We start from the raw sequence: 23,785 nt of genomic DNA, 5'->3' as shown, positions 1-23,785 counted from the left end.
CGCCGTCAGTCGCCGAGGGCGTCCGTCGAGGACCAGGCGCGCTCCAGCGCCTTGGGCAGCCCCCACCGGCCCAGCGTGGTGAGCACCTCGGTCCTGTCGACGATCCCGAGGCACGCCCAGAGCGGGGTGACCGAGCTGAAGAGCGTCTCGGCCGCCTCCAGGTCCTCCGGCTCGTCCAGGTCGACGTCGATGTCCTCCGACTCGGCGATGAGCCTGGCGATCCGCTCGGGCGACGCCAGCACCCCGGGGCCGCGCCTGGCCAGGGCGGCGACCACGGCCAGCCAGTCGGCGTGGTGGATCGCGCACAGGGCGGCCAGCACCGAGTCCTCGTGGCTGAGCTCCCCGTCCAGGTCGGAGAAGACCTCCAGCCGGTCCTCCTCCTCGGGCAGGTCGGAGATCGGCCCCGCGATGCCCGCCGTGACGGTCAGCCAGAGCTCCTCGTCGTCGGCCGGAAGCGGCTCCCCCTCGTAGCCCGCGCAGGCCCGCAGCACGTTGCCGGGATAGCCGGGCCTGCCCAGCACCTCGCGCAGCCGGGTGGCCGCGGCCCGCAGCTCCCTGACGGGCCGCTCGGGGTCGGGCAGCTCGGCCAGGATGCGCCGCAGCTCGCTCAGGGCGAACGCCTCCTCCTCGTCCCAGGCGGCGAACAGCTCCTCGTCCTGCTCGTCGGAGACCGCGGTCCCGGGCACCCGCCCGTCGGGCAGCGGGCCGGTGAGCCAGCGCTCCTGCAGGTCCGCGTAGGCCTCCCTGGCCCCCTCGTCGCCCCGGGCGAGCGCGTCCGGGTCGATCTCGCCCGAGGCGACCCGCTCTTCCAGGTAGGTGACGAGCCCGTGGAACATCTCCTCGCCGACCGGCCCCCGCTCGTCCTCCTCGGGCCAGACGAAGAAGCTCGGGGTGAGCAGGAGCGGCTCGGTGCCCGTGGACTCCATCCAGCGCTGCACGTCTCCCACGGTCGCGGCGCCGGACTCGATCGCGCTGAGCGTCGCCTTCGCGGAGTCCCAGAAGGGCACCGACAGCGGGTTGCCCGCTGTCAGCAGCGCCCGCCTCAGGTCTGGCAGCGCCACCAGCGCCACCCCGGACGGCACCGCGAGCAGCGCGCGGGCAACATCACGCCGGGTCAGCTCGGAGGCCGCCCTTCCGGCGTGCACACAGACGAAGTCGAGATCCACGCCCAGTGAGCCTACGCCCGAAGCGCGGCGAACACACCTTCCCGCCCGGTGTCACCTCCCGTACCTGAGATACCGGCTCCGTCCGGGGAGCCGCGAGGCTCTCTCGGTTTAGTGTGAGAAGGATCGTGCGGGAAGAATCATGGCGCGCGACCTTCGCGCGCCTCGCGAGAAGAATCACGCACCGCGTACGCGGGAAAGGGTCTTGATGAACCGCTTGAAGGACGCGACGAGCCCCTATCTGCTACAGCACGCGGACAATCCCGTCGACTGGTTCGAATGGGGTGAGGAGGCGTTCGCCGAGGCCACCCGGCGGAACGTGCCGCTGCTGATCAGCGTCGGCTACTCGGCGTGCCACTGGTGCCACGTGATGGCCCACGAGTCCTTCGAGGACCGGGCCACGGCCGCGCTGATGAACGAGCACTTCGTCAACGTGAAGGTCGACCGTGAGGAGCGGCCGGACGTCGACGCGGTGTACATGGCGGCCACCCAGGCCATGACCGGTCAGGGCGGATGGCCGATGACGGTCTTCGCCACCCCTGGGGGCCACCCCTTCTACACCGGCACCTACTTCCCCAGGCAGCAGTTCCAGCGGCTGCTGACCGGGGTGTCGAACACCTGGGCCGGCGAGCGGGAGGCCGTGCTGGAGCAGGGCTCGAAGATCGTGGAGGCGCTGAACGAGCGGTCGGCGCTGCCGTCGGGGCCGCTGCCCACGCCGGACACGCTCACCCGGGCCGTACACAGCCTGGCCGAGTCCTTCGACCCGGTCCGCGGCGGCTTCGGCGGGGCGCCCAAGTTCCCGCCGTCGATGGCCCTGGAGTTCCTGCTGCGGTACGGCGCGGCGGCCACCGGGGACACGGGCGACGAGGAGCGGGCGACCGCCGAGACGGCGACGTCCATGGCCGGGCGGACACTGGAGGCCATGGCCAGGGGCGGCATCTACGACCAGCTCGCCGGGGGGTTCGCCCGCTACAGCGTGGACGCCGAATGGGTGGTCCCGCACTTCGAGAAGATGCTCTACGACAACGCCCTGCTCCTGCGGGTCTACGCGCACTGGTGGCGCTCCACCGGCTCCGGCCTGGGCAGGCGGGTGGCGCTGGAGACGGCCGACTGGCTGCTGGCCGAGATGCGCACCCCGGAGGGGGGCTTCGCCTCCGCCCTGGACGCCGACAGCGAGGGCGTGGAGGGCAAGTTCTACGCCTGGACCCGCGAGGAGATCCGCGAGGTCCTCGGCGAGGAGGACGGGCACTGGGCGATCGAGCTGTTCGAGGTGACCGGGACGTTCGAGCACGGCACCTCGGTGCTGCAGCTCCTCGTCGACCCCGATCCTGGCGACGCCGAGCGGTTCGCCCGGGTACGCTCCGCGCTGCTCGCCGCGCGGGCCCGCCGGGTGCGGCCGGGACGGGACGACAAGGTGGTGGCCGCCTGGAACGGCCTGGCCATCGCCGCCCTCGCGGAGACCGGCGCCCTGTTCGAGCGGCCGGACCTCGTCGAGGCGGCGCGCGAGGCGGCCGTGCTGGTCGACGAACTCCACACGGACGGCGACCGGCTGCTGCGCACCTCCCGCGACGGCAGGCCCGGCGGCAACGCCGGAGTCCTCGAAGACTACGGCGACCTCGCCGAGGGCCTGCTCGCCCTGTACGGGGTGACCGGGGAGGTCCGCTGGTTCCGGCGGGCGGAAGCGCTGCTCGACACGGTCCTGGAGCGCTTCTCCGACGGCTCAGGCGGGTTCTACGACACCGCCGACGACGCCGAGCCGCTCTTCCAGCGCCCACGCGACGCGACCGACAACGCCACGCCGTCCGGCCAGTTCGCCGCCGCGGGCGCGCTGCTCTCGTACGCCGCGCTGACCGGCTCGGCCCGGCACCGCGAGGCGGCCGAGGCGGCCCTGGGCACGGTCACCGTACTGGCCGACAGGCACGCGCGGTTCGCCGGGTGGGGGCTGGCCGCGGCCCAGGCGGCGGTGTCCGGCCCGATCGAGGTCGCGATCGTGGGCCCGGCGGGCGATCCGGCGACGGCCGCCCTGCACAGGACCGCCCTGCTGTCCCCCCTGCCCGGTCTGGTCCTGGCGCTCGGCGAGCCCGATGCCGGTACGGGTTCGGATGCCGATGCCGGAGGGGTTCCGCTCCTGACCGGCCGGGGCCTGGTGGGCGGCGAGCCCGCGGCCTACGTGTGCCGCGGCTTCACCTGCAGGATGCCCGTCACCACCCCGGCGGCCCTGCGCGCCGAACTGGCGGGCGAGACGTAACGGACCGGCCGGGCCAGTCGTTCGCGGGCCCGCGCCGGATCTCTCGTCGGTCGCCCTGAACTCAGTTGCCCTGAACTCAGTTGCCCTGGATGGGGTCGCCGAGCCTGCGGCCCAGGTCACCGACGCCGAAGTCGCCGCCGCCTCTGTCGCCCCCGCCGTCGTCGCCACCGCGCCCGCCGGGGTCCTGGCCGGGCCCGGGGCCACCGTCGTCGGGGCCGCCCGGCCCCTCGCCGGTGTCCTCGGGGGCCGAGGTCTGGTCGGGGCCCGGGGTCTCCTGGCCGGGGGTGGCGCTCTGGTCGGGTCCCGGCGTGCCCGCCTCGTCGGGGTCGGGCCCCGGCGTGGCCGTCTCCTGGCCGTCGCCCTCCTCGTCGCCGTGCCGGTCGTCGGAGTTGTAGTCGTACGGGGAGTAGCCGTAGTTGGATGGCTCCTTGAACTCCTTGACCGGCTTGCCCTCCATCGCCTCGGTCATGAAGGACCGCCAGATCTGCGCGGGGTAGGAGCCGCCGTACTGGGCGCTGCCGTTCACCGTCACCGGCTTGTTGTCGTCGCGGAACATGTCGACCGCCACGGCCAGCTGCGGGGTGAACCCGGCGAACCACACGGCCGCCGACTCGTCGGTGGTGCCCGTCTTGCCCGCCGCGGGACGGTCGTAGAGGCGGGCGCCGGAGCCGGTGCCCGCCTCGACGACCTGGGACAGCGCGTAGGTGGCGTCGATGGCGGCCTGCTCGCCGAAGGCGCGCTTCCCCTTGGTGGAGCTCTTGACGACCTCGCCCTCGGCGTTGGTGACCGAGCGGATCACGTGGGCCTCGCGGTGGACGCCCTCGGCGGCGAAGGAGGCGAAGCCGGAGGCGTTCTGGACGGCGCTCACCGAGGCCACGCCGAGCGGGAGCGTGGCGGCGCCCCGGTGCGGGTCGAGCTGCTTGGCGGGGATTCCGGCCTTCTCGGCGACCTGGACGACCTTGTTCAGGCCGACCTTCTGCGCGAGGTCGACGAACGCGGTGTTCACCGAGCTCTGGGTCGCCTTGACGAGGTTGACCTCGCCGTAGGAGTAGTCGCCGGAGTTGGGGATGTCGGCGGAGGCGATCCGGAGCGGGGAGTTGCCGTCGACCCTGGTGTCGAGGCCGAAGCCGTTGTCCAGGGCCGCGGCCAGCGTGTACGCCTTGAACGTCGATCCGGCCTGCACCTTGGCCGAGAAGGAGTTGTCGAACTTGTTGGCGATGTAGCTGCGACCGCCGTAGAAGGCCACGACCTCGCCGGTGGCGGGGTCGACGGCGGCCAGCCCGGTGCGGACCTTCCTGGGGGTGTCGTCCGGCAGGACCGAGGTGACGGCGCGCTCGGCGGCGGCCATCAGGTTCTTGTCGAAGGTCGAGACGATCTTCAGCCCGCCCTGGTTGATGACCTCGTCGGTGTAGCCCCTGCTCTTCAGCTCGGCCGTCACCTGGTCGAGCATGTAGCCCTCCTGACCCTTGGGCGCGAAGATCGCCTTGGGCTTGCGAAGGGCGGGGAAGCTCACCGTGGCGGCCTGCTGGGAGGTGATGGCCCCGGTGGCGACCATCCCGTCGATCACCGACCTCCAGCGGCCCCTGGCCGCGCCGAGGTCGGGGCCCCGCGGGTCGGCGAACCTGGAGGGCTGCTGGATCACCGCGGCGAGGTAGGCGCTCTCGGCGAGGGTCAGTTTGCCCACGTCCTTGCCGAAGTAGGCTCCGGCCGCCGCCTGGACCCCGTCGGCGCCCCGGCCGAAGTAGATCGTGTTGAGATACTGCTCCAGGACCCAGTCCTTCGGCTTCGACTGGTCCACCTTCAAGGAGATCATGACCTCCTTGAGCTTCCGGATTATGGAACGTTCCTGGCTGAGGCCGCTGTAGTAGTTGCGGACCATCTGCTGGGTGATCGTGGAGCCGCCCTGGAGCTGCTGGCCGCTGACCGTGGACCACATGGCGCGGAAGGTGCCCGAGAGGGAGACGCCCTGGTCCTCGTAGAAGGAGCGGTTCTCCGCGGCGATGACCGCGTTCCGCAGGCTCTGCGGCACCTTGTCGAGGGCCACGCTCTTGCGGTTGACACCCTGCCTGGCGAGCACGGTCTTGCCGTCGCGGTAGTAGATCACCGAACCCTGCGCGGTGGCCCTCGGCTGTGTGCTGTCGGGGATGGGGGTGATCGCCCACACCACCCCGAGCAGGCCGATCGCCGAGATGACCCCGACGCCGAAGACGATGAGTGTGATCCTCAGGAGCTTCCTCCTGGGACTGCCCGTCCCGCCCTTTAACACGCGTGACCCCCCGATAGGACCCGCCGCTGACCCCCGACGGTTGCGGACCGTTAAGGGTAAACGATGGATAACGGTGTCTGGCCCCTGCTTGGCATGCTACGGCTAGCCCTTCCCCTTGCGCGGGACATCGGCCACCAAAGGCAGAACACGGTATGGCACAGGGGTGTCCAAGGCGATCACCGACGAGGTCCTGACCACCCCCCGGACGTCAACGATCAGGTCGATTACCCGCTGAAGGTCGGCATTGCTGCGCGCCACCACCCGGCAGTGCATGTCGTCACCGCCGGTGATCGTGTGCACTTCCAGCACCTGGGGAATGGCGGCGAGCTGGTCGGCGACCGGATCGTGCCCGCTGACCTGACGGATCTGCAGGGTCACGAACGCGGTCACGTCGTAGCCGAGCGCCGCGGGGTCGATGTCCGGGCCGAACCCGGTGACCACCCCCCGGGAGGCCAGCCGGTCGAGGCGCGCCTGCACGGTCCCCCTGGCCACACCGAGCCGCCGTGAGCACTCCAGCACGCCGAGCCGGGGCTCCGCCGCCAGCAGGGCGATGAGCCGGGCGTCGAGCTGGTCGATCGTCATGATGTACAGATACTCCGCGATGACCGGTGAGTAGGTGTGCATGTTGTGCAGTCTTTGAAGACAGTGTTGCACAAAGAGCCCAGCAAAACAGACAGTATGCGCATGAGCGACATCTTTCCTGTGAACGGTATGGACTGCGTGGTCTTCGCGGTGGGCAACGCCAAGCAGGCCGCCCACTACTACTCCAGCGCGTTCGGCATGCGGCTCGTGGCCTACCGGGGCCCGGAGAACGGCAGCCGCGACGAGGTGGCGTACGTCCTCACCTCGGGTTCCGCCAGGTTCGAGTTCCGCGGGGCGGTGCGGCCCGGCACCGGGGTCGCCCGGCACGTGGCCGAGCACGGCGACGGCGTGATCGACCTCGCCATCGAGGTCCCCGACGTGGAGGCCGCCTACGCCCACGCGCTCGCCCAGGGCGCGCGGGGGCTGGCGGAGCCGTACGTCGTGGAGGACGACCTGGGCAAGGTGGTGATGGCCGCGATCGCGACCTACGGCGAGACCCGGCACACCCTGGTCGACAGGTCCAACTACAGCGGCCCGTACCTGCCCGGCTACGTCGCGGCGGAGCCCATGGTGGCGGCCCCCGACGTGCGCAACGGCCGCCTGTTCCAGGCCGTCGACCACTGCGTCGGCAACGTGGAGCTCGGCAAGATGGACGAGTGGGTGGAGTTCTACAAGCGGGTCATGGGCTTCACCAACATGGCGGAGTTCATCGGCGACGACATCGCCACCGAGTACTCGGCGCTGATGTCCAAGGTGGTCGCGGACGGCACCCGCAAGGTGAAGTTCCCGCTCAACGAGCCGGCGATCTCCAAGAAGAAGTCGCAGATCGACGAGTACCTGGAGTTCTACGGCGGTCCCGGCGTGCAGCACATCGCGCTGGCCACCAACGACATCCTCGGCACCGTCGACCACATGCGCGAGGCCGGGGTGAGCTTCCTGGACACCCCCGCCTCCTACTACGACGACCCCGAGCTGCGCGCCCGCATCGGCGAGGTCCGCGCGCCGATCGAGGAGCTGAAGAAGCGCGGGATCCTGGTCGACAGGGACGAGGACGGCTACCTGCTGCAGATCTTCACCAAGCCGGTGCAGGACCGCCCGACGGTGTTCTTCGAGCTGATCGAGCGGCACGGCTCGCTCGGCTTCGGCAAGGGCAACTTCAAGGCGCTCTTCGAGGCGATCGAGCGCGAGCAGGACCTGCGGGGCAACCTGTAACCGAGAACCGGCCGCGCCCCGGGAGCCTCCCCGCGACCGGGGCCGCCGCCGGTGAGAACCCTGAAAGCGCTCGGGAGCGGCCGTTCCCGGAGGCCCCCGCCGATCGGCCGGGGCCGTCGCCGACGGCGGCCCGCACCCCGGGAGGCGACCCGCGACCGGGCCCGGCCGAAGCCTGGCCGAGGCCCGGTGACCAACCGGCCCGGGGACACCGGCCCGGGAACACCGGCTCAGGGACACCAGACCGGGGACACCGGCTCGGGAGCAACCCGTAACCGTTCTTGGCTTTGCGATGGCGGTCTTGTGGTGATCACCCTTGGATGGGATCAGTACCGCCACCGCCGGAGGACCGGGGATCGGACCCGTGGTCCGATCCCGCACCGCCCGGACCGGGCTACGCGGGGCCGGGGCCAGGCCCCGGTCACGGCCCTGACCCCGGCCCCGCCCCAGGTCACAGGCCCGGCCCCGGCCACGATCCCCTCCCCGGCCACGGGCCGGGCTCCGATCCCGTCATCGGTCACCCGTCCCACCCGTCCGCGGGAGAGTCGTCCGGCGGTTTTCCCTGGCCGGGAGCCGTGCGACCGGGCGGGCGCTGGCGGCGCCTCTTCGCCGGAATCTTCGACATTCTCGTCGTCGGACTCGTCTCCTCGCCCTTCACCTACCGGACCGTCACCACCGTCACGGGAGCGGAGAGTGGTCTGTCGGTGCAGGTACCCTACGCGGAGACCCTCCTGGTGGCGGTCATCGGCTTCCTGTACTACTGGCTGCTGACCGCCTTCTGGAACGGTCAGACGCTCGGCAAGAAGATCTTCCGGCTACGCGTGGCCGACACCAACGGGCAGAGAGCCGGTGTCGGACAGGTCGCGCTCCGCGAACTGGTCACCTGGCTGATGTACTCCACCTGCTGCCTGGGCTGGATAGATGTGGCTTTCATCCTTTTCCACTCGCGCAGGCAGGCCGTACACGACATCGCGGCCAGGACGCTTGTCATAGACGCCTGATCGGCGCAGGTCACTCGCGTAGTGTGCCATTCCACGAGCTCGGCCGTCCGGCCGGGAAAGGGGCTTCAACGTATGGCGTCCAAACGGCTGGCCACCACGGCGACCGCCGCTCTTCTCTGCACGCTCGGTACAGTCGGCACGGTCGCCTGCTCGGTGTCGAACGGGGAGAGCGTCCCTCCGGTGAGTTCCGTGAAGCCGGACGCCTCCGACGTGAGCCCCCTGACGCCGGTCGCCTCCGCCTCCGACGTCACCGCCGGACGCGAGGCCGTGCCCGGCGCCCCGGGGATCGGCGACTCCGACTTCCCCACCGACGGCAACGGCGGCTACGACGTCGACCACTACGGGCTCAAGCTAGGCTACGTACCGGCCTCCAAGCACCTGTCGGGAGTGGCGCTGATCACGGCGCGGGCCACCCAGAACCTGGCGAGCCTCAACCTCGACCTCTCCGGCTTCACCGTCAGCCGGATCACCGTGGACGGCAGGCCCGCGAAGTTCGACAGGGCCGGGACCGAGCTCAACATCACCCCGGCCGCGTCCATCCCGAAGGCCGCCGCGTTCACCGTCGAGGTCGCGTACGCCGGTGAGCCCGAACCGGTCCGTGGCTCCTCCAACCTGGGCACGTACGGCTTCATCCCGACCAAGGACGGCGCGTTCGTCACGTGCCAGCCCAACGGCGCCAAGACCTGGTTCCCCGGCAACGACCACCCCTCGGACAAGGCGAGCTACGACTTCGAGATCACCGTGCCCGCCGGGCTGACCGCGCTGGCCAACGGCGAGCTCGTCGGCACGCCGAAGACCACGGGGGGCAAGACGACCTTCCGCTGGCGGGAGAGCCATCCGATGGCCAGCTACCTCGCCACCATGACGCTCGGCAAGTTCGAGATGCTCCAGGGTAAGACCCCCGGAGGCCTGAAGAACCTGGCGGCCGTCGACCCGAGGTTCCGCGACTCGCTGCGGAAGGTGTACGACGTCTCGGGAAGGGTCACCGACTACTGGAGCACGGTCTTCGGCCCCTACCCCTTCTCCTCCACCGGGGGCGTGGTCGACGACTTCCCCGCGGGCTACGCGCTGGAGAACCAGACCAAGCCCATGTACGGCGGGTTCGCCCCCGACGACGCCATCATCGCCCACGAGCTGGCCCACCAGTGGTTCGGCGACAGCCTCAGCATCACGCGGTGGAAGGACCTGTGGCTCAACGAGGGCTTCGCGACCTACGCCGAGTGGCTCTGGTCGGAGCACGAGGGCCAGGGCACCGCCGAGCAGCTCTTCCGCAGGCACTACAGCGCCGGGGCCGACGACCCCATGTGGAGCTACGCCCCCGGCCAGGCCAGGCCGGACGACCTGTTCAACAACTCCGTCTACACCCGGGGCGGCATGACGCTCCACGCGCTCAGGCAGCGGATCGGCGACCCGGCGTTCTTCAAGCTCCTGAAGGAGTGGAACGCCACGCACCGGTACGGGAGCGTCACGACCCCGGAATTCGTCGCGATGGCCGAGAAGATCTCCGGCAAGAAACTCGGCCCCCTCTTCGACACCTGGCTCTTCACCCCGAAGAAGCCGACCAACTGGTGACGTGACCGGCCCCGGCCCCCGCCTTCGCTCGTAGGACGTGGAGAACGGAATCGGTGGAAGTCCTTCGGCCGGCCGGGCGATGATCTCCCCATGAAACGGCTCGTGGTGACGACGGCGGTCTGCCTTCCGATCATCGTGGGGGTGGCGGGCCGGTGGGCCCGGGACAGGAAACCGGGAACGCCGGTATCGAGAGGCGATCCCGAGAGCCGAGCGTTTGTACGAGATCTACCTGGTGGATCGGCAGAAGGAGATGACCCCGTGAGCAGCCATCGCGGGTGGCGTGAGAGCGGCCATCTGGAGCGGGCGATCGAGACCGCTGGCGGGCCGGAGCGTTTCGAGGCGGAGGTCCGGCACCTGCGAGACGAGAACCAGGCATGGCGTCTCGCCGAGATGCGCAAGCGGCGGGGGCTTAGCCAGAACCAGGTCGCGGAGAGCATGGGCATCTCGGTCGGCCGGGTGTCACAGATCGAAAAGGGCGACGTCTCGACACGCGAGGTTCTGGACCGGTACGTGGCCGCGCTCGGAGGCACCCTCAAACTCATCGCCGACTTCGGCGACGAACAGCTCAAGGTCGGTTGACGTCACGAGCTCCCGGCCGGTTGGTGGGAGGAGAAGACCAGGACCGAGGCGGTGAAGCCGTGGACGTGGTTGTGGCCCCCCACGGGGCCCACCTCTCCGGCGGCGAAGAACCCGGCCACCCCGATGGGGCCCAGGGTGTCGCGGACGGCGACGGCGTCGTGGTCGGCGCTGCCGAACATGGCCGAGCCACGGCCGTTGCAGGAGAACAGCAGGGCGCCGTCCACCCGGCCGAACTCCTCGCGGTGCGCGTCCAGCAGCTCGTACAGGTCCTCGTCGGCGGTGGCGGCGTCGCGGACCTGGAAGCGGACGGTACGGCCGATCTCGACGACGTCCCCGATGGCCACGGCCTCCCGTTCGGGGTCGATGCCGAGCACCCCCCGGATCAGGAAGTCGCCGTGCTCGTGCTTCTCGGCGTACTCGTCCATGGCGATGCCGATCTGCAGCCCCGAGGCGACCAGGTCGCGGTCGTCCTCGTCCAGGGCGCTGACGATCTCCTCCAGCCGCGCCAGGGCGGGCTGCCCGGCGAGTTCGAGCAGGAGGTTGTCCTCGACGGAGGTGACGGCCATGGTCGGGCCGATCGGGCGGCAGCCCTGGCTGACCACGGTGCTGACGTTGAGGGCACCGCTGAGCAGCACCCCGACGGCCCCCTCGGTGTGGATCTCCCCGTCGGCGAACAGCCGGACCGCGCCGCGGCCCTGGATCGCGTTGGCCAGGCCGCCGATCAGCGGGAGGTTCCCCATGACCTCCTCGGAGCGCTCGACGAAGCCGTCGGTGGGGAAGCTGTAGGGGTCGGCGAGCAGGATGGCGGCGTGGTCGTCGGGGGCGCGGTCGGGCAGGCCGACCACGACGAAGCGGTCGTCGGTCCTGAGCGTGTCGAGCGCGAAGGTCGTCAGCCGGGCCCCGCCGAGGGAAGCGGCCCAGGCGCTCACCGCGGGGGTGACCTCGACCCCCTGCCCGTCGCCGATGACCCCGGTGGCGCTGCACCCGAGGACGGCGGCGCCGGGTGCCATGCTCATCGCGCGCAGCCCGGCGCGGGAGACGTCGTCGGGATCGTCCCCGCAGATGAAGAAGCAGAGCAGGTCGGCCGGTCCGGACAGGCCGGACAGGGCTTGGCGCACCGCGGTCTCGGCCGCGGAGACCAGGTCGGACCCCACCGCGAGACCGTCGGCGAAGCGGCTCGTCATCAGTGCCACCTGTCTCGCCTCTCCCTCTTGTCCCCTGGCTGTGGCTCGCCGGGGAGCGTACCGATCCCCCTGAAGCCCTGAAGCCTGTCATGAACCATCGTGAACTGCCGTGAGCCGGGCCGTGAGACCCGTCAGAGCCACAAAACCCGCGAAACCCGTGAAATCCGCAAAACCTGTGAAACCGCGAACGCCGGAGACCCCGCGTGGCGGCCCCCTGAGCCGGGAGCCGTCCGACGTCTTGTCTTGGAGCGATTCTCCCCACTGCCGACACAAGCACTCACGTTGGCCGCCACGCAATAGTCAAGATCCGAAAGAGGGATGAGAGTGCCGGATCGGGCGTTGTGGACGTAGGCTCGATCCCGTGCCTCAAATCCCAGAGCCACGTACTCTGCGCGAGCTGCGCGCGAGCGGCCATATTCACCGTACGGTAAAGGCCGAGATCCGTGAGAATCTCCTGACCCGCCTGCGGGCAGGAGAGCCGCGGTTCCCCGGCATCGTGGGCTTCGACGACACCGTCCTGCCATACCTGGAGCGAGCGCTGCTCGCCGGGCACGACCTGGTCCTGCTCGGTGAGCGGGGTCAGGGCAAGACCCGGCTGATCCGCACCGTGACCGGGCTCCTCGACGAATGGACCCCCGTCGTCGAGGGCTGCGAGATCAACGACCATCCCTACGAACCCTCCTGCGTCCGCTGCCGCCGCCTGGCCGACGAGGCGGGCGAGGAGCTGCCGATCTCCTGGAAGCACCGGGACGAGCGGTACGGCGAGAAGCTCGCCACCCCCGACACCTCCGTCGGCGACCTGATCGGCGACATCGACCCGATCAAGATCGCCGAAGGGCGCACGCTCGGCGACCCGGAGACCGTCCACTACGGCCTGGTCCCCCGGAGCAACCGAGGGGTGTTCTCCGTCAACGAGCTGCCCGACCTGGCCGAGCGCATCCAGGTCTCGCTGCTCAACGTGCTGGAGGAGCGCGACATCCAGGTCAGGGGCTACAACCTGCGCCTGCCCCTGGACATCCTGCTGATCGCGAGCGCCAACCCCGAGGACTACACCAACCGCGGCCGGATCATCACCCCGCTGAAGGACCGCTTCGGCGCCGAGATCCGCACCCACTACCCGCTGTCGATCGAGACCGAGCTGGTCCTGATCCGCCAGGAGGCCTCGCTCGGCGAGGTGGGCGCCGACCTGCCCGACCACCTGATCGAGGTGATCGCCCGGTTCACCCGGCTGGTCCGCGAGTCCACCGCGGTGGACGCGCGCTCGGGGGTCTCGGCCCGCTTCTCCATCGCCGCCGCGGAGACCGCGGCCGCCTCCGCCGTACGGCGTGCGGCGCTGACCGGCGAGGACCACGCGGTGGCCAGGGTCGCCGACCTGCCGGGGATCGTGCACACGCTGCGCGGCAAGGTGGAGTTCGAGGTCAGCGAGGAGGGCCGGGAGACCGAGGTGCTCTCGCACCTGCTGCGCAGGGCGACGGCCGAGACGTTCCGCGGCACGCTCGGCGGCATCGACCTGAACCCGCTGCTGGAGAAGTTCTCCGAGGGCATCCAGGTCGAGTCGGGGGTGACGGTCCCCGCGGCCGAGCTGCTGCGCAGGATCGGCCCGGTCCCGGGCCTGGCAAAGATCATGTCCCAGCTCGGCATCGGAGACGAGTCCCCCGGGCACGCCGCCGCCGCGCTGGAATTCGCCATGGAGGGCCTCTACCTCCTGCGCCGGCTGTCCAAGGACGAGGTGGACGGCATGGCGGTCTACCGCACCTGAGGTGTCTGCATGAGCTATCGCTATGGCGAATACCGGGACGGGCCCGACCCGCTCGCCCCGCCGTACGACGTCCGTTCGGCGCTGGACCGGATGGGCGACGCGATCCTGTCCGGTTCCAACCCCGCGCACGCCCTGCGCGACCTGCTCAAGGAGGGCCTGCCGGGCGCGCGGGACCGTCGCGGCCTGGAGGATCTCCTCCGGGAGGTACGCCGGAGGCGGCGCGAGGTGCGCGAGCGCGGCCGTCTCGACGGCACGCTGGAGCGGGCCAGGGCGCTGCTGGACAAGGCGATCGGCCAGGAGCGGGCCGAGCTGTTCCCCGACCCCTCCGACGAGGCCCGGCTGCGCGAGGCGGAGCTGGCCGCCCTCCCCGACGACACGGCGAGCGCCATCCGGGAGCTGGGCACCTACCGGTGGCGCTCGGCCGCCGCCCAGCGGACCTTCGAGGAGCTGCGCGACCTGCTGCGCAGGGAGGTGCTCGACAGCCAGTTCCGCGGCATGCGGCAGTCTCTGGCCAACCCCGACCCGGCCGCCATGGAGCGGGTCAGGGAGATGATGTCCGATTTGAACGACATGCTCGACCGGGATTCCCGGGGTGAGCACACCCAGGCCGACTTCGAGAACTTCATGTCGAAATATGGAGACATGTTCCCGGAGTCGCCACGAAACCTGGAGGAGCTGGTCGACGCCCTGGCCCGGCGGGCCGCGGCCACCCAGCGCCTGCTGGCCTCCCTCACCCCGGCCCAGCGCGAGGAGCTCGACCAGCTGATCGAGCAGACCCTCCGGTCGGCCGGGCTCGACGAGCAGATGCGCCGCCTGGGCGAGTCCCTCTACGCCCGCCGCCCCGACCTGGCCTGGAACACCCCGGAGCGGCTGAGCGGCGACGAGCCGATGGGGATGTCCGACGCCGTGGGCGCGCTGGACGAACTCGCCGACCTGACCCAGCTGGAGGCCGCGCTCCGCCAGGACTACCCCGGCGCCCGGATGGACGACATCGACGAGGCGGCGATCCGGCGCGCCCTGGGCCGGTCGGCCGTCGACGACCTGGAGGCGCTCAAGCAGGTCGAGCGCGAGCTGGAGCAGCAGGGCTACCTCCTTCGCAGGCGCGGCAAGCTGGAGCTCACCCCCAAGGCCGTACGCCGCCTGGGAGAGACCGCGCTGCGCCGCGTCTTCTCCTCCCTGGAGAGCGGGCGCCGAGGCGACCACGACCAGGTGGACGCGGGCTCGGCCGGTGAGCTCACCGGATCCTCACGGCCCTGGCGGTTCGGCGACGAGCAGCCAATTGACGTGGTCCGTACGGTCGTCAACGGGGTCCGGCGCGGCGGGAGCGGCGGCACGGTGACCCTGACGGTCGACGACTTCGAGGTGGCCGAGACCGAGCGGCGCACGGCGGCCGCGGTGTGCCTGCTGGTCGACCTCTCCTACTCGATGGCGCTGCGCGGCACCTGGGCCGCCGCCAAGCAGACGGCGATGGCGCTGCAGGCGCTGGTGGCCTCGAAGTTCCCCCAGGACTCGGTGCAGATCATCGGCTTCTCCAACTACGCCCGCGTGCTGCAGCCCGACGAGCTGGCGGGGCTGGAGTGGGACATGGTGCAGGGGACGAACCTGCACCACGCCCTGCTGATCGCCGGACGGCACCTGGACCGCCACCCCGACTTCGAGCCGGTCGTGCTCGTGGTCACCGACGGTGAGCCCACCGCCCACCTGCGGCGCAACGGCTCGGCGGCCTTCGAGTGGCCGCCGACCCAGGAGACGCTGGAGCTGACCCTCGCCGAGGTCGACAAGATGACCCGGCGCCGGGCGACGCTCAACGTCTTCATGCTCGCCGACGACGAGCGCCTGAAGGAGTTCGTGAACGAGGTCGGGCGGCGCAACGGCGGCCGGGTCTTCTCCTCCGGCGCCGACCGCCTGGGAGAGTACGTCGTCAGCGACTTCCTGCGGGCCCGCCGCACCCGCTGAGCCTCAGGCGTCGGCGTAGGCGACGTAGCCGTCGAGCGCCAGGTCGAAGCCGTCGCGATAGTGGCGGTAGGAGCGGTAGCAGGGCCGCCACGCCGTGCTGTTGCCGACGCCCGCGCGGGCGTCGGCGATCGCGGAGGGGACCCGCGACGGGGAGAGCAGGAGACCGCCGCCGAGATAGCGGTCGTCGGCGAGGACCGTGGGGGTGGCGGGGTCGCCGCTCGCGTAGCGGCCACGGCGCCAGCCGCTCTCCTCGTCCCAGACCAGCGCGTCGCCGCCGGTCAGGCGGACGGTGACGGTGCGCGGGTCGCAGGGACCCTGCCACCAGCTCTCGACCTGGTCCCCCAGCTCCTCGACGACGAGGCCGACGTAGCGGGACGGCTGGTCCCGCCACTCCTCGGTGTACGGCTCAACATGTTTGACACCCACGGCGGGCACTCCCTTGTGCCGTCTTACTCTGTCCGATGGAACGCCCGCCCGGCACGACCGCGACTTCACCGCCGCAGGTCTCCTCACACGGGAACGAGCACGCCCACGATCCTACTGACCCCGCGCACGTGCTCCGAGCGGAATGCGAAGATCGACAATCCCGTACGGCCAATACCGTCCTTTTCTCAACCGTGACCCCTTCGTAACAACCGTGGCGAAACAAGCGCCGTCTACCCAGTGAAGGAAAAAACACGGTTTCCGAAGGGAGAGGAAGTGAGCCTGATGCTCGCGGGAATTCTCGTGGCGCTGATGCTCATCGTCTGCGTCTGTTTCGAGTTGTGCGTGATGCCACACCCCCGCGACGGGCACGACACCGTCGAAGGCGAGTGACACCGCGCGAGCCGTACCCAGACGAGATCACCGGATACTAATGTCTGGCGCATGACAGACCTGCTGCTCTGGCTGCACATCGGTTTCGCGATCTTCGCTCTGGGGCCGATCACCGCCGCCACGATGTCCACTCCCCGATTCATCCGCGCCAAGAACGTCGATGTCCTGCGCTATCTGCACAAGACCACGCGTCTCTACGGTTTCGCGTCCGTCGGGGTCTTCCTGTTCGGGTTACTGCTGGGCCGCGAATTCCTCGGAAAGCCGTACCTGTCGGTGTCCATGACGCTTTTCATCGTCGCCGCGGTGCTGCTGATCATGGTGGACCGGGACCAGAGCACCGCCATCCGGGTCCTCGCCAGCGAGAGCCCGGACGACGACGCCAAGGTGCAGGTCGGCCGGATCGCCGCGCTCTCCGGTGTGATCGTGCTGATCTGGGTGGTCATCCTGGCGCTGATGGTCTGGGGCAACCCGGCCTGAGCCGCCCGGAGACCCCCGGCTGTGACCGGCCCGCCCCTATCCGTCATGGTTCGTACACAGGCCGGGCCGGGGCTCGTTCCTAGCCCAGTGCCTGGGTGAGGTCGGCCAGCAGGTCGTCGATCGACTCGATGCCGACCGACAGGCGCACCAGGTCGCCGGGGACCTCCAGCGGCGAGCCCGCCACCGAGGCGTGGGTCATCCGGCCCGGGTGCTCGATCAGCGACTCCACCCCGCCGAGCGACTCGCCCAGGGTGAACAGCTTGGTCCTGGAGCACAGCTCGACGGCCTCGGCCTCCCCTCCGGCCACCCGGAAGGAGACCATGCCGCCGAAACGCCTCATCTGCTTGGCCGCCACCTCGTGGCCCGGGTGGTCGGCCAGACCCGGGTAGAGCACCGAGGTCACCCTCGGATGGGCGAGCAGCAGGTCCACGACCCGCTCGGCGTTCTCGCAGTGGCGGTCCATCCGCACCCCGAGCGTCTTGAGGCCGCGCAGTGTCAGCCAGGCGTCGAACGGCCCGGCCACCGCGCCCATCGCGTTCTGGTGGTAGGCGAGCTCCTCGCCCACCCCGGCGTCCCGCGCGACGAGCGCGCCGCCGACCACGTCGGAGTGGCCGCCCACGTACTTGGTGGTCGAGTGCACGACGATGTCCGCGCCCAGCGCCAGCGGCTGCTGCAGGTACGGGGAGGCGAAGGTGTTGTCCACCACCAGCAGCGCGCCGCACTCGGTCGCGAGCTGGGCCAGGGCCGCGATGTCCGCGATGCCGAGCAGCGGGTTGGTGGGCGTCTCCACCCAGATGATCTTCGTCTTCTGGGTCACGGCGGCCATCACCGCGTCGAGGTCGCCCAGCGGCACCGGGTCGTAGTGCAGCCCCCAGCGCTCGTGGACCTTCGCGAACAGGCGGTAGGTGCCGCCGTAGGCGTCGTTCGGGATGATCGCGTGGTCGCCCGGCCTGCACATCGCGCGGAGCACCGTGTCCTCGGCCGCCAGCCCCGAGGCGAAGGCCAGGCCACGGCTGCCGCCCTCGACGGCGGCCATGGCCTCCTCCAGCGCGTTCCTGGTCGGGTTGGACGACCGGCTGTACTCGTATCCGGCGCGCAGCCCTCCCACGCCGTCCTGCTTGTAGGTGGACACCGCGTAGATCGGGGGCACCACGGCCCCGGTGTAGGGGTCGGGCTCCTGACCTGCGTGGATGGCCAACGTCTCGAATCCATGGTTCATGGGGTCAACGCTACTCGTAACAGCGGGGACTCCAGAGTCGAGGGAGCCGCTCCACGCGGCCCTACACCCTCTCCTCGTCGTACTCCCCGCTGATCCGCGAGAGCAGGACCGGGTCGGCGAGCGTCAGTGCCGCGCCGACCACGAGCCCGGCGGCCAGCAGCACGATCCCGATGATGGTCATCTCTTTCCCCCTTCGACCTCTCAAGGATCGGTGCCGGGGGCCCGTCGCCGCCTCCGCTGAAGGGCCGGTTCCGGCGGGAGCGGTTCGGCCGAACGGCCGATATGACATATCCTCCCCGAGGCTTAGGCTCGGGGACCGTGGGAGAAACGAGCCGGCTGGTCTACTGGGTCAAACGACTCAGCGAGATCGCGTTGATCGGCTGGCTCCTCCTGCTCCTGCTGGTCGACGTGGTGGCGACGACGGCGAGCGGCCTCGTCCCGGCGACACTGCTGAGCCCGGTGTGCGGCCTGGTCGGCATCGTGGCGGTGGTACGGCGCCGCAGCTGGCGGGTCCGCGGGTTCGTCACCCTGATGACGGTGTCGTTCGTGTCCTCCCTGCTCATCGGGATCGCCAAGGGCGAAGGCAGCCTCGGCGCGGCCGAGATCGGGTCGCTGCTGGTCCTCACCGTCGGAGGGCTGCGCGCGATCGAGCCGGTACGGCGGGCCGCGCTGTTCTCCCTGGCCGCGATGGTCGTGCTCGAAGCCTCCGCCAGCCGCCTGAGCTCCACGGGCCCGGAGCCCGCGGTGGTCCTCGGCTTCCTGCTCTTCGTCTGCTGGTCCTTCGCCGCCGGTATCGGCGCCTACCTCCGCTTCCAGCTGGAGCGCCGCAGAGAGGCCGTCGACACGGTACGGCGGTCCGAGCGCCTGGAGCTGGCCAGGGAGCTGCACGACCTGGTCGCCCACCACATCACCGGGATCGTGGTGCAGGCGCAGGCCGCCAAGGTCGTCGCCGAGCAGAAGCCGGAGGCCGTGGTCCCCTCCCTGGAGGCGATCGCCAACGCCGGGGCCGACGCGCTGACCTCGATGCGCCGCCTGGTCAGCGTGCTGCGCGCGGAGGACGAGGCGGCCCGCTCACCGGGCAGCACGCTCATGGACATGCGCACGATGGTCGAGCGCTTCTCCGCCGCGGGCCCCCAGGTCACCTTCGACATCGGCCAGGGCATCTCCGACGGCACCGTGGCCCCGGAGGTGATGACCACCCTCCACCGGGTCCTCCAGGAGTCGCTGACCAACGTCCGCAGGCACGCCCCCGGCACCGACTGGGTCGAGGCGGACCTGAAACTCACCGACGGCTCCGACCTGCGCGCCTGGGCCGAGGACCCCCGCATGGCGGCGAGGAACGGCCAGAACCCCCGGGGGCGGCGTACCGCCTACGCCTCCACGGGTCCCTCGACCGGCGGAGGCGTCTTCGGGGACGGCCCAACCTCCGTGGGCGCCGTACGGCTGCGGGTGCGCAACTACGGCTCGGTGGCCGACGCCAGGATCTCCCGTCTCGGTGGCGGGTTCGGCCTGGTGGGCATGGCCGAGCGCGTCGAGGCCCTCGGCGGCCGGCTCACGGCCGGGCCCACGCCCTCCGGGGCCTGGGAGGTGATGGCGGAGTTTCCTCTCTGACCCCGCTCTCCGCCTCGCCTGGCCTCAAAAAGCGCGCCCGCCTTCGAAGGCTCCCAGAACACGACCCCGGAGAGCCGGTCACGACGACCTTCGGATCTCCGGGGCCACAAAGGCGGGCGCTAGTGGCTGGCGAGGAAGGCCAGCAGGTCCTGGCGGGTGATCAGGCCCACGGGCTTGCCGTCGTCGAGGACGACCGCGGCGTCGGCCTTCTCCAGCGCCTCGACGGCGATGGAGACCGGCTCCCCCGCGCCGATCGTCGGCAGCGGCTGCGACATGTGGGCGGCCAGCGGGTCGGTCGGCCGCACCCGGCCCCGGTAGAGGGCGTCGAGCAGGTCGCGCTCCAGGATCGAGCCGACCACCTCGGCCGCCATGACCGGCGGCTCCTCCTTCATCACCGGAAGCTGCGACACCCCGTACTCGCGCATGATCGAGATGGCCGTGTCGACCGACTCGTGCGGGTGGGTGTGCACGAACTCCGGCATGCCGGAGCTCTTCTGGGTGAGCACGTCCTTGACCAGGCCCTCCTCGCTGGAGGTGGTCAGGAAGCCGTAGTCGGCCATCCACTCGTCGTTGAAGATCTTCGACAGGTAGCCCCGGCCGCCGTCGGGCAGCAGCACCACGATCACGTCGTCGGGCCCGGCCCGCTCGGCCACGCGCAGCGCCGCGACCGTCGCCATCCCGCAGGAGCCGCCGACCAGCAGCGCCTCCTCACGGGCCAGGCGGCGGGTCATGTTGAAGGAGTCCTTGTCGGAGATCGCGATGACCTCGTCGCAGATCGTGGTGTCGTAGTTGGCCGGCCAGATGTCCTCGCCGACGCCCTCCACCAGGTACGGCCGCCCGGTGCCGCCGGAGTAGACGGAGCCCTCGGGGTCGGCCCCGATGACCTTGACCCGGCCGCCGGACACCTCCTTGAGGTAGCGGCCGGTGCCGCTGATCGTGCCCCCGGTGCCGACGCCCGCCACGAAGTGGGTGATCCTGCCCTCGGTCTGGTCCCAGATCTCCGGGCCCGTGGAGTGGTAGTGGCTCTCGGTGTTGCGCGGGTTGGAGTACTGGTCCGGCTTCCAGGCGTTCGGCGTCTCCTTGGCCAGCCGGTCGGAGACCGAGTAGTAGGAGTCGGGATGTTCGGGAGAGACCGCCGTCGGGCAGACCACGACCTCGGCGCCGTAGGCGCGCAGGACCGAGATCTTGTCCTGGGCCACCTTGTCGGGCACCACGAACAGGCAACGATATCCCCGCTGCTGGGCCACGATGGCCAGGCCGATTCCGGTGTTGCCCGAGGTGGGCTCCACGATCGTGCCCCCCGGCCGCAGCTCCCCCGACTGCTCGGCGGCGTCGATCATCCGGACCGCGATGCGGTCCTTCACCGACCCTCCGGGGTTGAAATACTCCACCTTCGCCAACACTTGGGCGGAAATGCCCTCCGTCACCTTGTTCAGTCGGACGAGAGGGGTGTTGCCCATCAGCTCGACGAGCGAGTCATGTACGCGCACCGGGATATCACCTCGAAATACCAAAGCTCGGTCGGCTTGTTGTCGTGAGCACCGTGATCCCATGGGGTGGCGGGGACTCGGCTGTGTTACCAAAGGCAACGCTACCGCCCCGTACGGAGGGAGCGACGTCACGTGAGCTGGACACCGGGTGCGGCGAGAGCGGCCCGCCGCATCGCCGCGGCGGCCGCGCTGGGCGGCGGGGGCCTCACCGCGCTCGGCGTGGCGGCCTACGGCCTGCTGCTGGCCGAGGCGCTGGTGGCCCGCCGCGCCGTCGGACGCCCGCACGGCATGGAGGGACCACCCTCGGACGGCACGTACGGGGCCTTCGGCGGCGAGCCCGTCAGGATGGTCATGCTCGGCGACTCCACTTCCGTCGGCCTGGGCACCTCCGACCCCGCCGAGACGCCCGCCGTGCTGATCGCCAACGGGCTGGCCGTGATCGCCGAGCGGCCGGTGCGGCTGACCGTGGCGGGCAGGTCGGGGGCGACCTCCGCGGAGCTGGGCGAGCAGGTGGACGAGGCGCTGAAGGCCCGCCCCGAGATCGCGGTCGTCTTCATCGGGGCCAACGACGTCACCTCGCAGAGCAGGCCCGCCCATGCCGTACGGCACCTGCAGAAGGCGGTCAGACGGCTGCGGGAGGCGGGGGCGGAGGTGGTCGTGGGCACCTGCCCCGACCTGGGCACGGTCCGGCCGATCGCGCAGCCCCTGCGCTGGGTGACGCGCCGGTGGAGCCGTCAGCTGGCCGCCGCGCAGACCGTCGCCGTGGTCGAGGCGGGCGGGCGGACAGTGGCCTTCGCCGACCTGCTGGGACCGGAGTTCGACACGAACCCCGCGGAGATGTTCGGCCTTGATCGTTATCACCCATCTGCTCAAGGTTATCTCCAGATTGCTTACGCGGTGCTACCTTCCGTATGCAGTGCGTTGGAACTCTGGCCCGAGCCCCGGGCCCGGCGCGCTGAGTCGATCTACCTCGCGGCGGCCAAGGCCGCGGAGGAGCCCGGCGCCGAGGTCTCCGCGACCCGTGTCGCCGGACGAGCGACCGGACTTCACGGACGGTGGGTGACCATGCTCGGCCGAAGGCCGTGGATGCGGCCCAACGACGCCTGAACACGGTCACCCTCCGCTGCGAAGCCGTAACGCCTCGCCCGCATTGGAGTGGAATACCCGTGATCCGGCCCCTCGCGAAACCGGCCCTGGTGCTCGCCGGAGCTTTGACCCTGGGCGGCTGCTCCGGCACTGAAGCGGCCACCCCCGACCATCCCACCTGGCACAACACCGAGATGAACGCGGTCAGCCGCACCACCACCGCCGGTGGCGTCGCCACGACGACCTCCATGAAGCCCGACGGCACGCTGGAGACGGTGGCCCTCGACCTCGCCACGGGCAGGAGGCTGTGGGCCCACCCCTCGACCATGGCGGGCCGCCTGCCGGGGATGGGGGTGCCCGCCCCGGCGATCGTCGAGACCTCCGCGGGCCAGGCCGTCGCGGTGACGCTCGACCCCGCCAGGCGGGGCCGCTGGAAGGCCACCCTCGTCGGCTTGGACGCCAGGACCGGGGCGCGTAAGTGGAGCCGCCCGGTGCACTCCACCTTCGGCCCGCAGCGGTGCGGGGCGTTCGTGTGCGTGTCCGAGAACACCGCGCTCGCGAGCGCCCGCGTCGTCGTCCTCGACCCGGCCACCGGCAGGGCCATGTGGAAGATCCCCGGCATCGCCGAGGCCGAGTGGTCCGACGCCTCGCGCGTGGTGTTCCTCCGCCTGGCCCGCCATCCCGTCCTGGAGGCGCACGACCTGAAGACCGGCAAGGTCGTCTGGCGGGTCCCCGTCGAGCAACCCCTCGGCGCCGGGGTCGACCTGTCGGGAGGCTGGTCCTTCGGCGCGTCGGGGGGAAACCTCGTCGGTTACGTCGCCCCGTACACCAACCCGAAGACGAGCAAGGTCTCCGCCTTCGGCCTGTTCTCCGTCAAGCTCGCCGACGGCACGGTCAACTGGATGCGCCCGTCGGTGGTCCGCGTCTACCCCAGCGGCAGCCCCGGCTTCGCGCCGGTGGTCCGCCCGGTCGACCAGGAGGGCCGGTACGGCGGGTTCGCCCGGCTGGAGGCGGGCAGCGGCCGGGTGCTCGGCCAGATCTCCGCCGAGCAGGTTCCCGAGTCGGGCTGGTGGCTCGCCTTCCCGCCCCGCATGGAGAAGGTCGGCTTCCTGCGGCACGACAAGCCGGGCAACGTCTTCGACCTGCCCACCGGCCGCAACGCCGACGTCAAGAACGAGCGCGCCTGGTCCTTCTGCGTGACCGATCCCAAGCCGCTCCCCCTCAAGGGCCAGAACTCCGGCTTCTACTCGGTGGCCTCGCTGTGTGAGTACAGGCTGGCCGACGGCAAGCGGGTGTCCGGCTCCGGCGCCCCGCCCCTCTGGTTCACCGGCAGCCAGAACGGCTGGCGGATGTGGCGCGACGAGAAGGGCGGCCTCCACGGGATCAAGGACGGCGACGGCACCTCCCCCGGCATGTACGGCTGACATCCACGGCCAGGCCCCGTCCCACCCCGGGGGGACGGGGCTTTGTGCGTCCCGTACAAAGTTCTGTTACCGCGCCCCCGGGGCGTGGCTTCGGGCATACCGCACGGTACGCTCCGCTGGAGGAGCAGACACGAACCCAGGAG

The 23,785-nt window shown here is 70.8% G+C and carries 18 protein-coding genes; 11 read left to right on the top strand and 7 right to left on the bottom strand.

Going from position 1 to position 23,785, the window contains the following annotated elements; genetic code table 11:
* Window positions 1–5: 5 nt before the first annotated feature.
* Window positions 6–1,166, bottom strand: coding sequence for a hypothetical protein (locus ACW9TB_RS15760; RefSeq protein ID WP_472748766.1), 1,161 nt, complete (start codon window positions 1,164–1,166; stop codon window positions 6–8).
* Between the two features lie 205 nt (window positions 1,167–1,371).
* Between ACW9TB_RS15760 and ACW9TB_RS15755 the strand changes: the two genes are divergently transcribed.
* Window positions 1,372–3,411: a thioredoxin domain-containing protein gene (locus ACW9TB_RS15755; RefSeq protein ID WP_472748765.1), complete on the top strand. Its 2,040-nt coding sequence runs from the start codon at window positions 1,372–1,374 to the stop codon at window positions 3,409–3,411.
* Window positions 3,412–3,487: 76 nt separating this feature from the next.
* Here the strand turns inward: ACW9TB_RS15755 and ACW9TB_RS15750 are convergent, their stop codons facing one another.
* Window positions 3,488–5,677, bottom strand: a complete 2,190-nt coding sequence (locus ACW9TB_RS15750) for a transglycosylase domain-containing protein (RefSeq protein WP_472748764.1) — start codon at window positions 5,675–5,677, stop codon at window positions 3,488–3,490.
* A gap of 102 nt (window positions 5,678–5,779) precedes the next feature.
* Window positions 5,780–6,259, bottom strand: a complete 480-nt coding sequence (locus ACW9TB_RS15745) for an Lrp/AsnC family transcriptional regulator (protein WP_472748965.1) — start codon at window positions 6,257–6,259, stop codon at window positions 5,780–5,782.
* Between the two features lie 102 nt (window positions 6,260–6,361).
* On the opposite strand from ACW9TB_RS15745, the gene hppD reads away from it, so the two are divergent.
* The 4 genes from hppD (at window position 6,362) to ACW9TB_RS15725 (ending at window position 10,620) form a co-directional block, all read left to right on the top strand.
* Complete coding sequence (gene hppD / locus ACW9TB_RS15740; RefSeq protein WP_472748763.1) at window positions 6,362–7,471, top strand: 4-hydroxyphenylpyruvate dioxygenase; 1,110 nt, start codon at window positions 6,362–6,364, stop codon at window positions 7,469–7,471.
* A gap of 572 nt (window positions 7,472–8,043) precedes the next feature.
* Window positions 8,044–8,469 carry an RDD family protein gene (locus ACW9TB_RS15735; protein WP_472748762.1) on the top strand — a complete coding sequence of 142 codons (426 nt, stop codon included), beginning with the start codon at window positions 8,044–8,046 and terminating at the stop codon, window positions 8,467–8,469.
* A 72-nt stretch (window positions 8,470–8,541) separates the two neighbouring features.
* Window positions 8,542–10,041 carry a M1 family metallopeptidase gene (locus ACW9TB_RS15730; RefSeq protein ID WP_472748761.1) on the top strand — a complete coding sequence of 500 codons (1,500 nt, stop codon included), beginning with the start codon at window positions 8,542–8,544 and terminating at the stop codon, window positions 10,039–10,041.
* 258 nt (window positions 10,042–10,299) lie between these two features.
* A complete protein-coding gene (locus tag ACW9TB_RS15725) occupies window positions 10,300–10,620 on the top strand; it encodes a helix-turn-helix domain-containing protein (RefSeq protein ID WP_472748760.1) in 321 nt (106 codons plus the stop codon).
* A gap of 2 nt (window positions 10,621–10,622) precedes the next feature.
* Here ACW9TB_RS15725 and ACW9TB_RS15720 read toward each other — a convergent pair whose 3' ends face one another.
* A complete protein-coding gene (locus ACW9TB_RS15720) occupies window positions 10,623–11,804 on the bottom strand; it encodes an FIST signal transduction protein (protein WP_472748964.1) in 1,182 nt (393 codons plus the stop codon).
* A 361-nt stretch (window positions 11,805–12,165) separates the two neighbouring features.
* Between ACW9TB_RS15720 and ACW9TB_RS15715 the strand changes: the two genes are divergently transcribed.
* Together ACW9TB_RS15715 and ACW9TB_RS15710 are read left to right on the top strand one after the other, a co-directional pair.
* A complete protein-coding gene (locus tag ACW9TB_RS15715; RefSeq protein ID WP_472748759.1) occupies window positions 12,166–13,563 on the top strand; it encodes a sigma 54-interacting transcriptional regulator in 1,398 nt (465 codons plus the stop codon).
* 9 nt (window positions 13,564–13,572) lie between these two features.
* Window positions 13,573–15,519, top strand: coding sequence for a vWA domain-containing protein (locus ACW9TB_RS15710; protein ID WP_472748758.1), 1,947 nt, complete (start codon window positions 13,573–13,575; stop codon window positions 15,517–15,519).
* Window positions 15,520–15,522: 3 nt separating this feature from the next.
* Here the strand turns inward: ACW9TB_RS15710 and ACW9TB_RS15705 are convergent, their stop codons facing one another.
* Complete coding sequence (locus ACW9TB_RS15705; protein ID WP_472748757.1) at window positions 15,523–15,945, bottom strand: DUF6292 family protein; 423 nt, start codon at window positions 15,943–15,945, stop codon at window positions 15,523–15,525.
* A 441-nt stretch (window positions 15,946–16,386) separates the two neighbouring features.
* On the opposite strand from ACW9TB_RS15705, the gene ACW9TB_RS15700 reads away from it, so the two are divergent.
* Window positions 16,387–16,812, top strand: coding sequence for a hypothetical protein (locus ACW9TB_RS15700; RefSeq protein WP_472748756.1), 426 nt, complete (start codon window positions 16,387–16,389; stop codon window positions 16,810–16,812).
* A gap of 79 nt (window positions 16,813–16,891) precedes the next feature.
* Here ACW9TB_RS15700 and ACW9TB_RS15695 read toward each other — a convergent pair whose 3' ends face one another.
* Window positions 16,892–18,031: a cystathionine gamma-synthase gene (locus tag ACW9TB_RS15695; RefSeq protein ID WP_472748755.1), complete on the bottom strand. Its 1,140-nt coding sequence runs from the start codon at window positions 18,029–18,031 to the stop codon at window positions 16,892–16,894.
* A 318-nt stretch (window positions 18,032–18,349) separates the two neighbouring features.
* Between ACW9TB_RS15695 and ACW9TB_RS15690 the strand changes: the two genes are divergently transcribed.
* Entirely contained in the window at window positions 18,350–19,642 is a 1,293-nt protein-coding gene (locus ACW9TB_RS15690) for a sensor histidine kinase (RefSeq protein WP_472748754.1), read from the top strand.
* A gap of 119 nt (window positions 19,643–19,761) precedes the next feature.
* On the opposite strand, the gene ACW9TB_RS15685 is transcribed toward ACW9TB_RS15690, so the two are convergent.
* Window positions 19,762–21,132 carry a cystathionine beta-synthase gene (locus ACW9TB_RS15685; protein ID WP_472748753.1) on the bottom strand — a complete coding sequence of 457 codons (1,371 nt, stop codon included), beginning with the start codon at window positions 21,130–21,132 and terminating at the stop codon, window positions 19,762–19,764.
* A 132-nt stretch (window positions 21,133–21,264) separates the two neighbouring features.
* On the opposite strand from ACW9TB_RS15685, the gene ACW9TB_RS15680 reads away from it, so the two are divergent.
* The gene (locus ACW9TB_RS15680) at window positions 21,265–22,239 is read left to right on the top strand and encodes an SGNH/GDSL hydrolase family protein (RefSeq protein ID WP_472748752.1); all 975 of its coding nucleotides are present in this window, start codon (window positions 21,265–21,267) and stop codon (window positions 22,237–22,239) included.
* A 59-nt stretch (window positions 22,240–22,298) separates the two neighbouring features.
* Window positions 22,299–23,642: an outer membrane protein assembly factor BamB family protein gene (locus tag ACW9TB_RS15675; protein ID WP_472748751.1), complete on the top strand. Its 1,344-nt coding sequence runs from the start codon at window positions 22,299–22,301 to the stop codon at window positions 23,640–23,642.
* Window positions 23,643–23,785 lie beyond the last annotated feature (143 nt).

The organism is Streptosporangium sp. H13245, assembly GCF_055690525.1.
The sequence above is the reverse complement of the archived record's forward strand: the minus strand, read 5'-3'. Positions and strand labels throughout refer to the sequence as shown.